The sequence below is a fragment of the Mesorhizobium sp. M0514 genome, assembly GCF_040321145.1.
Classification (GTDB): Bacteria; Pseudomonadota; Alphaproteobacteria; order Rhizobiales; family Rhizobiaceae; genus Mesorhizobium.
The window spans coordinates 54,648-66,572 of sequence record NZ_JAMYQZ010000003.1; the positions used below are offsets into that span (position 1 = coordinate 54,648).

General features: G+C 61.2%; 10 protein-coding genes. 4 read left to right on the plus strand and 6 right to left on the minus strand.

The annotated features are described in order from the left end of the window. Positions 1–6 precede the first annotated feature (6 nt). From NKI61_RS02020 to nadE, 3 genes are read left to right on the plus strand one after another with little or no spacing between them, the layout of a single operon-like run. Positions 7–267, plus strand: a complete 261-nt coding sequence (locus tag NKI61_RS02020; RefSeq protein ID WP_023686311.1) for an acyl carrier protein — start codon at positions 7–9, stop codon at positions 265–267. Positions 268–290: 23 nt separating this feature from the next. Beyond that, positions 291–1,838: a class I adenylate-forming enzyme family protein gene (locus NKI61_RS02025; RefSeq protein WP_023686310.1), complete on the plus strand. Its 1,548-nt coding sequence runs from the start codon at positions 291–293 to the stop codon at positions 1,836–1,838. Continuing rightward, entirely contained in the window at positions 1,835–2,839 is a 1,005-nt protein-coding gene (gene nadE / locus NKI61_RS02030; RefSeq protein WP_352560399.1) for an NAD(+) synthase, read from the plus strand. The genes NKI61_RS02025 and nadE overlap by 4 nt, the downstream gene beginning before the upstream one ends. A gap of 176 nt (positions 2,840–3,015) precedes the next feature. Here the strand turns inward: nadE and NKI61_RS02035 are convergent, their stop codons facing one another. From NKI61_RS02035 to NKI61_RS02055, 5 genes are all read right to left on the minus strand, one after another. Continuing rightward, complete coding sequence (locus tag NKI61_RS02035) at positions 3,016–4,131, minus strand: hypothetical protein (protein ID WP_352838753.1); 1,116 nt, start codon at positions 4,129–4,131, stop codon at positions 3,016–3,018. Beyond that, positions 4,128–4,856 (minus strand): N5-glutamine methyltransferase family protein, encoded by a 729-nt coding sequence (locus NKI61_RS02040; RefSeq protein ID WP_502899829.1) that lies wholly within the window; start codon positions 4,854–4,856, stop codon positions 4,128–4,130. The genes NKI61_RS02035 and NKI61_RS02040 overlap by 4 nt, the downstream gene beginning before the upstream one ends. Before the next feature lie 169 nt (positions 4,857–5,025). Beyond that, positions 5,026–6,132, minus strand: coding sequence for a glycosyltransferase (locus tag NKI61_RS02045; protein ID WP_352838754.1), 1,107 nt, complete (start codon positions 6,130–6,132; stop codon positions 5,026–5,028). A gap of 1 nt (position 6,133) precedes the next feature. Further along, a complete protein-coding gene (locus NKI61_RS02050) occupies positions 6,134–7,732 on the minus strand; it encodes a GumC family protein (RefSeq protein ID WP_031202660.1) in 1,599 nt (532 codons plus the stop codon). Positions 7,733–7,951: 219 nt separating this feature from the next. Continuing rightward, positions 7,952–9,214, minus strand: a complete 1,263-nt coding sequence (locus tag NKI61_RS02055) for a VpsF family polysaccharide biosynthesis protein (protein ID WP_352560405.1) — start codon at positions 9,212–9,214, stop codon at positions 7,952–7,954. Between the two features lie 380 nt (positions 9,215–9,594). On the opposite strand from NKI61_RS02055, the gene NKI61_RS02060 reads away from it, so the two are divergent. After that, positions 9,595–10,698 carry an acyltransferase family protein gene (locus tag NKI61_RS02060; RefSeq protein ID WP_198024378.1) on the plus strand — a complete coding sequence of 368 codons (1,104 nt, stop codon included), beginning with the start codon at positions 9,595–9,597 and terminating at the stop codon, positions 10,696–10,698. A 42-nt stretch (positions 10,699–10,740) separates the two neighbouring features. On the opposite strand, the gene NKI61_RS02065 is transcribed toward NKI61_RS02060, so the two are convergent. Next, a complete protein-coding gene (locus NKI61_RS02065) occupies positions 10,741–11,781 on the minus strand; it encodes a glucosamine inositolphosphorylceramide transferase family protein (RefSeq protein WP_023691692.1) in 1,041 nt (346 codons plus the stop codon). Positions 11,782–11,925: the final 144 nt, after the last annotated feature.

Sequence of the window (11,925 nt, forward strand, 5' to 3'; positions counted from 1 at the left end):
GACACGATGACGGCAATCAAGGACAGGGTCAGAAGCTTTATCGTCGACAACTTCCTGTTCGGCGACACCTCCTACAAACTGTCGGATTCAGCCTCGCTGATCGAGAACGACATTATCGACTCGACTGCGGTGCTTGAGCTGGTGGCCTTCATCGAGGACAATTTCGGCATCGCGATGGTGGATGCCGACATCGTTCCGACCAACCTGGACTCGCTTGACCGCATCTCGTCCTTCATCGAGGCGAGAGCACAAACGCTGGCAGCGTAAGCGCCAACGGCGAGGAACGTCCCGTGCGGATCGAGCATTTTCTGGTGGCGAAGGCTGCTGCCCACCCGGCCAAGACGGCATTGGTCACCAGGGGCAAAAGGCTGAGCTACGAAGAACTCGACGACCTTTCGAGCCGGCTGGCCACCGCTCTCTTCATGAATGGGATCAGGCGCGACGACCGCGTTCTGATCTTCATGGACAATTGCTGGGAGGCCGCCGTATCGATCTTTGCCGCACTCAAGGCAGGTGCGACCTTCAGTCCGATCAACCCCTCCACAAAGGCCGACAAGCTCGGTTACGTCATCGCCGATTGCGACGCCAGGGCGGTCCTGACGCAGGCGAAGCTGGTGCCCGTGGTCACCGAAGCCTGCGCATCGCAAGGCAAGACCGGCATCTTCGTGGCTTCCACCCCTGGGGCCGATGGGCAATGCCCGGCAGGGGCCGCGTCCCTGACTGACTGCCTGACGTTCGATGGCGCGGAGGTGAACCATCGCGGCATCGACGTCGACCTTGCGATGCTGATCTACACGTCAGGTTCGACCGGCCGGCCCAAGGGTGTGATGATGACGCATCGCAATTGCGACGCTGCCGCGGGGTCGATCGCCACCTATCTGCGCAACGCGCCGGACGACATCATCCTGAACGTCCTCCCGCTTGCCTTCGACTATGGCCTCTATCAGTTGCTGATGGCAGTCAGGCTCGGGGCCACGCTGGTGCTCGAGAAGTCCTTCGCCTTCCCGCACGAGATCTTCGAACGCATCCGCAAAGAGGGCGTCACCGGCCTTCCGCTGGTGCCTACCATGGCGGCGATGATCCTGCAGATGCGTGATCTGGCGCCGGGTTTCCTGCCCAGCCTCCGCTATATTTCCAACACCGCGGCCGCCTTGCCGCCAGCCCACATAGAACGCCTGCGCTCGCTGCTGCCCGGCGTCCGGATCTATTCGATGTATGGGCTGACCGAATGCAAGCGCTGCACCTATTTGCCACCCGAGGAACTTGACCGCCGGCCAGGGTCGGTCGGCATAGCCATCCCCAACACGGAAGCCTTTGTCGTCGACGACCTTGGACAACGCGTGCCGGCGGGCGTGGCAGGTGAGCTCGTTATCCGCGGTCCGCACGTCATGCAGGGCTATTGGCGCAACCAGGCCGCGACGGAACGAGCGCTCCGGCCGGGGCCTAACCCTTGGGAAAAGGTGCTCTATACGGGCGACCTGTTCCAGACCGACGAGGACGGCTTTCTCTATTTTGTCGGGCGTAAGGACGACATCATCAAGACGCGTGGCGAGAAGGTCGCCCCCAAGGAAGTGGAGGCCGTGCTCCACGCCCATCCAGGTATCGCGGAAGCGGTGGTCGTCGGCGTGCCGGATCCGGTGCTGGGGCATGCGATCGGCGCGCTCGTCGTGCGGTCCGACCCGGCGCTTGGCGGAAAGGACATCATTCGTCACTGCGCGCGCCACCTGGAGGATTTCATGGTCCCCAAAATCATAGAGTTCCGCAGCGAATTGCCGAAGACGGAGTCGGGCAAGGTCAGCCGCCGGCTCGCGGCTGAGATGATGGAGGCCGAGCAATGAACATCGGCTCAACCCAGGATGCGCCGGCCTTCACGCAAGCCCTCGCCATCGATCCCGCCGCCGAAACGGACAGGATCGTGGCGGCCCTGCGCGAGCAGTTGCGCGGCATTCGCAAACGCGGCCTCGTGCTCGGTCTTTCGGGCGGTATAGATTCCAGCGTTTCGGCTGCATTGGCCGCGCGGGCCGTCGGCCACCAGAATGTGCTGTGCGTCCTCATGCCGGAAAGCGATTCCGACCCCGAAAGCCTGCGGCTCGGCCATCTGGTCGCCGACACTTTCGGCGTCGAGGCCGTTGTGGAGGATATCGGGCCGACCCTGCGGGCAATGGGCTGCTATGAACGCCGCGACGCCTTCATCCGCGAATTGGTCCCGGACTACGGCGAGGGCTGGGCCTCGAAGATCGTGATCGCGAACGTGCTCGAAGGCGAGGGCTACAACATCTCGTCGCTGGTGGTGCAGGACCCGCAAGGCAAGCAGACGAAACTGCGGATGCCGGTGGCTGTCTACCTCGGCATCGTTGCCGCCACCAACATGAAGCAGCGCACCCGCAAGCAGCTCGAATATTATCATGCCGACCGGCTGAACTTCGCCGTGCTCGGCACACCGAACCGGCTGGAATACGACCAGGGGTTCTTCGTCAAGAACGGCGACGGCGCCGCCGACGTCAAGCCGATCGCGCATCTCTACAAGACGCAGGTCTATGCGCTAGCCGCCTATCTCGGCATTCCGGAAGAGATCCGCAACCGGCCGCCGACCACCGACACCTACTCGCTGGCGCAGACGCAGGAAGAATTCTACTTCTCCCTGCCTTACGATCGGATGGATCTGTGTCTCTACGGCCTCAACAACGGCGTGTCCGCCGAGGTGGTAGGGCAAGCGGCGGGATTGGCCGCCTCACAGATCGAACGCGTCTGGGCCGACATCGCCGCCAAGCGAAAGGCGACGCGCTATCTGCACCTGCGCCCGCAGCTCGTTGACGGCGTGGACGAAGTCGGCTCCTGACCTGATGCATATCGAGCAAAAGTGATCCGGTTTGCGATACGACATGCATCAAGGAAAAACTTAGAGCGCATCGCATGAACCCGATTTCATGCGAGGCGCTATAAGCTCTTGTTTTTAAGCGATTCCGGATGGAAAACCGCGCACCCTTTTCCTGGAATTGCTCTAGGCGGAACGCTTCAGGTGAAGCGGCCGCCGATCAACTGGCTCCACTGCTCGCCCGCAAGCCCGTTCAGAAAGACCTGCGCGTTCTTCATGGCATCCAGAAGCTCGGGATCGCGTGAATGCACGACGGTCGAGGCGACCGGTATGAAGGCTATGCGTCTTACAAGCATGGCCTCCAGAAGTGTGGGCTGGACGCGGCCGCGCAAGCCGGAGACACCGCGCCGGGCGGCATGCTCGACCAGGCAATCGATCACCGGCCCGGCCTGGCCGGGAAGAGCGAGGACCTGCAGCACGCGGCCGATCCCGTCGGGTCGAGCGTAGTAGGCGAAAGCGCCGACATTGGCGCCGTTCGGCGATGCCACCGACACGCAGACAAGCTCTCCGAAATCCGGCTTTTGCGCCGCATCGCCCAGAATATGGTCGAGCTGACCTTCCGCCCACTGCGGACGTAGCGGAAACTGGGCGCAAAGCGGCTCCAGCAGCCCCGCAAAGCTGCCGCTGTCGATCTCGGAGGTCCGAAATGCCCCCCGGCTCGATGCGTTGGCGACGACGCCGGTCCAGCGTCGTTGACCGCCCTCCATTTTGCGAAGGTAGAGCCGGTCGACCATCCGGGCGAGCGGGTTTAACATCCAGGCAAGCTTCATGTGACTGGCAAAAAGACTGAGCATGAAGGTCGCCGGCCGCATCACGCGAACCCAGTCAAGGCTGTATTGCGGCAGCACAACGCCGCGAAGCCGCGTCCACAGTTTCACGGACGTATCATTGGCGGTTTCGCTGAAGGAGATGTCCTGCGGACCATCGAGGAAGGCCTTCAACAGGCGGGCACCGGCCATCGGATCGGTCTCGTGATCCTCGACCATCAGCGAGCTGCAGATGGCAGCGTAGAGCTGCCGGCCGTTGAATTTCATTGGCAGCGCATGAACGCCGACGAACCCGGAAACCTGGCCGGCGTCATTGACATGGACAAGCGAACGGAGCCCGCTGCCCCAGTCGGGTGCGTCCAGATAAAACCGCCTCATGTAATCGACGAGGGAGGCCGGCCCTGGCCCCCGCTTCTTGCGCAGCATGCGTTGAAACATGCCCGCGACGGCCGCAAGGTCGGCCTGATCGAGGGCGCGGACGACGCTCACGCCGGGCTCCCGGTTCCGGGAACCCGGCCACCATGTTTGCGCGCCATGGCGACACGGGGCTGGCCGTCGGCCGTCACGGCAAAGGTTGGGGTTTCGTAGGATTTCGTTCTCGATAAAAGGGTTGCTATCTGCCGATCTTGACCTTCGCCGAACTCAAATAGCAGCCATCCGCCTGGCTTGAGGAAAGCTGCGGCATCCCGGACCAGCCTTTGGAGGATCGAAATACCGTAAGGGCCGCCGTCGAAAGCTTCCCGAGGTTCGTTCTCCAACAGATGCGCGCTTTCGCTATCGAGACGGGATGAGGAAATATAGGGCGGGTTGCACACAACCATGTCGGCAGCGCCGTGGAGGCCGTCACCCTCGATCGCGGCAAATAGGTCGCCTTGCCGGACCTTGATCCTGTCCTGCAGGGCGAGGCGCACAACATTGCGGCGGGCAAGCGAAACCGTGCTGTCGGTCAGGTCCGCCGCCCATGCCCGAGCCCGAGGACATTCGCTGACGATGCCCACGGCAAGATTGCCGCTGCCGCAGCACATGTCGATCAGGATCGTTTCGTGCGCCTGTTCGCCAAGAATGGCCGCGGCCGTCCGGCCAAGCAGTTCCGTTTCGGCTCGCGGCACCAGGACGTCAGGCGCGAGTTCCAGCTCAACCCGCATGAAGCGGTGCAATCGCGGCCAATTGCGATCGTTTGCACGGCCGGCAGGAAGGCTGTGATGCTGCGGCAAGGAAAATCCCTATCCTGAGGATAAAACGCGGGTTCCCTGTTGTTACCAACTCCGGGTAAATTGATGTTAAAGATCATGATTGGATTGGGAGTAACCGGCCTATGTTGGCGGCGTCCTGTCCCATCAATGGCAAATTCCTGTGCCGCCGCAGGCCGATCCATGCGCTAATTCAGAGCAACGCCTCGTACCGGTCTCCGATCTTTTCAATTTCGAAATCCGCCGCCCTGCTTTTCAGGATCGCGGCGGTTGTCGGCTGGTCGAGCATTCTGGCCATCGCCACTGCCAGAGCCCCGGCATCGCCGACCGGCACCAGGGCGCCGACGCGGCCGTCATCAAGTATTTCGCGCGGGCCGTGCGGCGCGTCCGTGGAGACCACCGGAATCCCCGCTGCCATGGCCTCGACCAGAACATTGCCGAAGCCCTCGCTGGTCGATGATAGGACGAACAAGTCAGCTACGGCGTAGCAGGCCGTCAGATCATTGACATAGCCCGCAAACAGAACGTCTGCGCCGACACCGGATTCTTCGGCATAGGCGCGCAGCTCGTCGGCCAGCGGACCCTCGCCGAAGATGACAAGCCGAGCCCGGCGGCCGGCGCGCAGCACAGCGAAGGCCCGCAGCAACGTCCAATGATCCTTAACCGGCACCAGGCGTCCGGCGGTGATGATGACGGGGCCGTCGCCCAGCGCCGCGAGCTCTGCCTGCCAGGCGTAGGAGCGTTGCTGGGATGCCGCAACCGGCGGCAGCGGGTTGTTGATGACCACGACCTTGGATTTCGAGAAGCCTCGGGCCACAAGATCGCCGCCGACACCCTCAGAAACCGCGATGGCCCTGGTGGCGCGGGCCGCAACCAGGGCCGAAAGCCAGACCGCCATTTTCGCGCCAAGGCTGCCGGAAGGCAGTGAGGCGGCGGCGTGGAAACTCGGGAAGAACCGCGCCCTGCTTCGCGCGAGGGAAAGCGCCAGCGCCACGACCAGATTGGCGAATTCCGGGGCGCTGTAGATCGCGTCGGGAGAAAGGCGGCCAAGCAGGCCCGCGCTTCTCACGATACCTTTCAGTGTCGCCCACTTGCCATAACCCTCGCCGCGAATGAGGAGGCCGAAATCGACCAGATGTACGGCAGGCGAAAGCAGGGCGGCATTGGGCCCCTGCGCGTTCCAGGTAAAAAGCGTGACGTTGTGGCCGCGCGATGCCAGTTCATTCGCCATCAGGACGAATACACGCTCGGCGCCACCGCCCCTGAGGCTGGCAATGTGAAAGACAATCCGCTTCGCCATTTCAGGCGCGGCTGGCAATGACGTCCGGGCGGTTCGGCGGAAGACGCATGTCGCGCACGATACCCAGGGTAATGGCGAGCAACATGCCAAGGATCATGCCGCCAATTGCCCCCAGGCCGATCATCACGACGGTGCGCGGGGGCCATGAACGGCCCTTTGGCGGCACTGCGGTGGAAATCACCTGCACATTGGTGCTGTCGATCTGTTCGCGCTCGGTTATCTGGCGTGCCCGCGACAGGAAGCTCTCATAGATAGCCGTCTTCGACGCGGCGTCACGTTCAAGCTCACGCAAGGCGACCTCGGAATCGCTATCCGAGAACACGTTGCCCTTCAAGTCATTCATCTTGGCATTGAGGGAGGCCGACGAGGTTTTGGCGGCATCGAGATTGACCTTCGCCAGGCGCAGGGTGCGCGCGTATTCGGCGCTGAGTTGCGCGCTGACCGTGTTGTACTCCGTCTTCAGCCTGACGATCGACGGATGACGGGGGCCAAAGGTCATCGACTGCGAATCGATCTGCTGGCGCAGGCCGTTGGCCGTTGCGCGCAGCGCCACAAGCGCCTCCGACGTGGCGGGACCGGAATTGGTGCCGTTTGCGCCGGCGGCAAGCAGGGCGTCGTAACTTGCCTGCGCGGCGATGACGCGCGATTGCGTCTCCACGATCTGGCCGTTGAGCTGGGTCATGGTTTGCGAGGAAACAAGCTGCCCATTGCTGGTGGCCAGATTGTGGCTGCGCCTATAGGCCTCGACCTTCTCTTCGGCCGCCTGCACATCGCTCTTGAGCTGGCCCAGCCGCCCGTCCAGCGCGGCCGCGGCACGGCTGGCGCCGGAAGCCTCGGCGCTGGCCAGCTCTTCCTGGAAAGTCTTGACGATATCCTGCGAAATCAGGATCGCCTTAGCGGGGGTTTCCGCCGATACCATCAAGGTCGTGACAAACGACTTTTCATCCGCGATGCTGCTAACCCGTTCCGCCAGGTTCTTCAGGGCGGTAAGCTTTGGATCGGGTTTGGCGCCGTCCGTCCCTGTGCGGCTTCGGTCCGCGTCGAAGAACTCAGGGTCACTGGCCAGGTCAAGATCGTCTACAACACGTGAAAGCACGCTGCCCGAGGTCAAGATGCGCTCTTTGCTGCGCGCGCTGAGCAGCTGTCCATCGACCTGGGCCGATTGCGGGTAAAGATCGTTCGGAACAACCTGAAGATTGGCGGGATTGATGAGGATGTCCGTGGTCACGGTGTAGCGCTGCTTGCTCAGCAGAGCGTAGGCACCGCCGATGATCCCGCCGGCGATTGCCAGCAGGCATACCAGAGCAAGGCCGGCGCGCAGCCAGACAAACAGACGCCCGAAATCGAGTTCGAGAAAGGTTCCGATCTTGTTGAGCGTCACCGTCGTGACGGGCTCGGCTACAGGCGGCGCCACGGGTGCAGGCGACACAGGGGCCGACGTTACAGGGGCCGACGTTACAGCGGGTGCCGCCGCATGTGCCATGATCGGCGCGGTTTGTTGCGGCTTTGGCCTGCTGGCGCGCCGCGCATTTTCGATCCGTTCATAGGGGCTAATGCCGGCGGCGGCCGCGGTTGGAGGAGGACCGGAAGCGGCGGACATCATGCTAACCCTTTAATATTCAATACGCACAGCCTGCTTTACGGAAACATCGTTAACATTTCATTTTCCAGGCGTGTCAGGCGCGTTCCGGAACAGCGATCTATCCACCCTTCGTCGGTATTCTGCCACGCCCGTCGTAGCCTGGCAAAGCGTGCAGGCGTTTCAAATGGAAATACAAGAGGTCGTTGCGAGGGCACCCACAAGGAACGGGCTTTGGCGTCATGTCGATGTTGATTCTCGTTGGCCTTGAAGGGGCGTGCCGGTTTGGCGCCCATCCGGCTTTCGATAAGCGAGCAACAAGATGACGAGCAGCATGATATCCGGCGCCTTCGAAGAAAGGGCATTGTTTGACAATGCCGCGAGAATGGACGCGGCCGCTGCGATATGGGCGGCCCGAGGCGTATTGCGCAGGAGCTTGAAAAGGAACCGGAAGAAAGCAAAGGCGAAGAGCAGGGCGATCGGCAGGCCGAACAAAAGCGTAAGAACGACCGGCGTGCTTTCGATGAAGGGGAGGTTGAGCTTTTCGTTGACGATCTTCAACAACTCGTTGGGATTCATGCCAAGCAGGATGTCCCTCCATTCAACAAACTTGAATACATCGTAGATCTTGACGCGCGCGTCGTAATTTTGATCAAAGAGCGTGTTGCTGAATCGGTTCAGCAGCCCCGCCGAAAAGAGTATCGCAATCATTATGGCGCCACCGGCCAGCGTCAGCATCAGCACCAGGAGTTTGGCCTGGCGTTGATGTCTGGGTGACAAGTCCGGCCAAGGCAGGAACACGAGCAGGAACAGGATCTCGCCGCAAGCGAGCAGCAGGGCGGTGCGCGCGCCCGAAGCGGCCGTGCCGATGAAGAGAATGAAGATGCAAAGCGCACACACCCAGATGCGCCACCGCGTCAATGCAACGAAACCTATGGCGGTGGTGCAAAGCGCGCCCAGCGCCAGCGGATGGGCCGACAGTCCGATCGGCCGAAAGTCCAGCTCAACGAGGGGATAGGGCAGGAATCGATGCTGGGTGACGGCCTCGATCGTTCCGATGATGGCGCTGAGGACAATCATGCCGACGATGACATTGCCAAGCGCCCTGCGCACATGGTCACCCAGGGCAAGCATGATCATCGCCGCGGCACAAGAGACCAGATAGGAATCGATTATGAAGCCGGCCGAGCCGGCACGGCCTATCACGAAGAGATAAGGCACCAGCCACAACAGCAGCAGCGAATATAACAATGTCGCCTTGAACAGCCTGACTTCATCGCCTTCGAGCCGAATTGGCCGGGTCGTGGCGATGACGACAAGCAGCAGAAAGATCGCATAGGTCCCGATATGCAGCTTTTCGGGAAACGACCCTCCCTCCGTCGAATAGGACATCACCATATTCATCAATTGCGGAGAGATGGTCGAGCGGAGCAGGAAAGCGAAGGCCGCGAGGAGAAAGAACAGGAGTGTGAGGGCGTCTTGGCGGCTGGCCTGCGCGGTCACGAACTGTTGCTCTGTGGGGGTGACACTCACGATTATCTGACCAGCGTTGCGGCTTGCGATTGAGATGGCAGGGGACGAACGCACCCCCGGGTACATTTTCCTGCACGAACGTAAAGGAATATGGATAACCCGATCTTAACAGTGGCGATGCCCGGCATGGGCCGCCACATGTCAGCTTTGTCGAAAAGCCGGACACCGCTCATTGAAATCTCACCAAAGTGCGCCGAAGGGAACGAATGCACGCAATGCACTTGTTGCGCGACATGCATCGGCAGCCGAATTTACGCTATTCATGAAGTCGGTAACTCACACTTAATTGGCCGGTCGTATTGATGGCGATGCTTTGCACGGCGCCCGACGCGCTGCCTGTGGACGGCACAATGGCATCAGGCGCCGGCAAAGCGCAGGAGATCAAGGTGAAGAAATTCTATTCGATTCAGTATCTTCGCGCCTGCGCCGCCTTGCTGGTTCTGTTCGCACACGCCTTTTCCTATCAGATTGGCGTGGACAATCTGATTATTGTGACGGCGGGCCGCCTGGGCGTCGTTCTGTTCTTTGTCATCAGCGGTTTCATAATGGTCCATATTACGGGAGATGGTCCGTTTTCCGCTGCCACCTTCCTGAAACGCCGAGCAATCCGGATCATCCCCCTTTACTGGCTTTTCACTAGCCTCGCCGCGGTTCTGGCGGCGCTCGCGCCAAGTCTGTTCCAGAAGACCGTCTTTACGTGGCCCCACTATCTTCAGTCGCTCCTCTTCATTGTTCACGAAGCGCCTGGACGGGATAGCGCCAGTCCAATCCTCTCACTCGGCTGGACGCTCAATTACGAGGTATTTTTCTATATCGCTTTTGCGGTGTTCGCATTCCTGTCCGTGACCTCGCGCGTATTTGTGCTGACGGTCTTTTTCATTGCGATGTGGATAGCCGGGCTGTGGCTGGCTCCCACCAACCCTGTTATCCAGTTCTATCTCAACCCTTCTCCGGTGGCATTCGTCATCGGTATGTGGATAGGGCGGCGCTATTTGGACGGTGATTTCACTTCCGACATACGCCATGCTTGGATATTCGGCGTAATGACCGCTGCGGGCGGGGTGCTTTCATTCGTCGATGACGGTACGCCGCTCTTGGGTCAGATCAGCTTCGCGGGACAAGCAATGTGGGCGGCGGGCCTACTTCATCTCAGCCTCATTCTGGAGCCGAAACTCAAGCACTGGAGCCTTCTCGAGCAGTTGGGCGACGCTTCCTACGCGCTTTATCTGTCGCATATCTTCGTGATCGGCGCTGTGGCGTACCTGGCCAGACGCACCGTCGGATACGAGCATCCGACAACGGTATTGTTGGTGTCGGTGGTCAGCATCGTGGCAGCCTGCCTCGTCAGTCTGGTGATTTACCAGATGATCGAGAAGCCGATTCTTCAGACCCTGAACGGCAAAAGGAAGACGAGAAACACACCGCTTCCTCATATTGCCACGGAGAACAAATAAGCAGGCCAAGCAACGGGACGGTCACGGCTTTCAGCGCTTCAGTCAGCCCGCGCTGTCCACGACCTCGACATTGCCGGCGCGGTTAAGCGTATGAATGCCCGTGCGTGCCCATGCCGGACCCGCGCCGATCGGCCGGGGCGAGGCGAAGCGGACATCGGACGCGTCGAGTCGCTCGAGCTGCATCAGCCCCAGACCACCGCCATAGGCCCTCGATCCGTTCTGCACCGGCAGCACCAGGGCATCGTCCTGGCGGATAAAGGCGCCGCCCGGCCGGGTGGCCGAATGATCGACGGCAATGGGATTGAGCGGATGGGCGACCCATGGCCCGCGCAGCGAGGGCGCGCAATAGACCGCCATCGTGTCCGACGCGCTGCCGTAGCCGAACCGCTCCGTTCCAACCAGCCAGAAGCGACCGTCGGATTCGAGCAGCGTCGCGTCGTTGAAATCCCTGTCCGCCATCAGCACCGTGTCGCGGACCCAGCGGTCGGGAAACTGCGCGGCGCGATAGAGCACAAGTTCGCGAGCCGAACCACTTTCGGGGATCATGAAAATCTCGCCATCGTGTGCGAACACCTGCGGATACGACAGGTGGTGCGCTTCCTCCAATACAACCCTTGGAACACCGAAAGTGCCATCGTCACCGAGCTCGGCGACGGAAATCACGCCGCGACTCGTCGCGTAGGGGAATTCCTCGACAAACAGATGATGGCGGCGGTCGGCCTCGAAGACGAACGGGTCGGCATAGAAGCGTTGGCCATCGTCCGGCAGGACTGTGAACGGTTTGCCGTCGAGTTGCCCGGTTTCGGCGATGCCTGGTCCGTCGATCACCCGATAGGCAACCTGCCAATAGAAGGGGCGTCGTCCCCGCCTGATTTTTTGCACGGCGCGATCGATCAAAGCCCTGCCAAAAAAGGGCACATAGTGTCGAACAAAACTGTCGTTCTTCAGGATCGGCACCGGGTTGTCGCTTACCGGCACAAGCTTGCCCGCAAAGAAGCGGGCGACGGTTTGCATGATCAGCGACATGGCGCCGGCGAGCAGGTCGTTGCAGCTTCGGGATAGCCAGAGCCTGTCTGCCAGCATCGGTCTAGCCTGGGCCACGACAACGCCATCGAGGCGAGCGCCAAGTTCAGGCAATTGTCCGCTCGCCAACATTGCGGCAACCCCGGCTGGAAAGCTGTTGCGACCGCAAAATTCGAGCCTCAGGACTGGCGCGTCTTGCCCCGT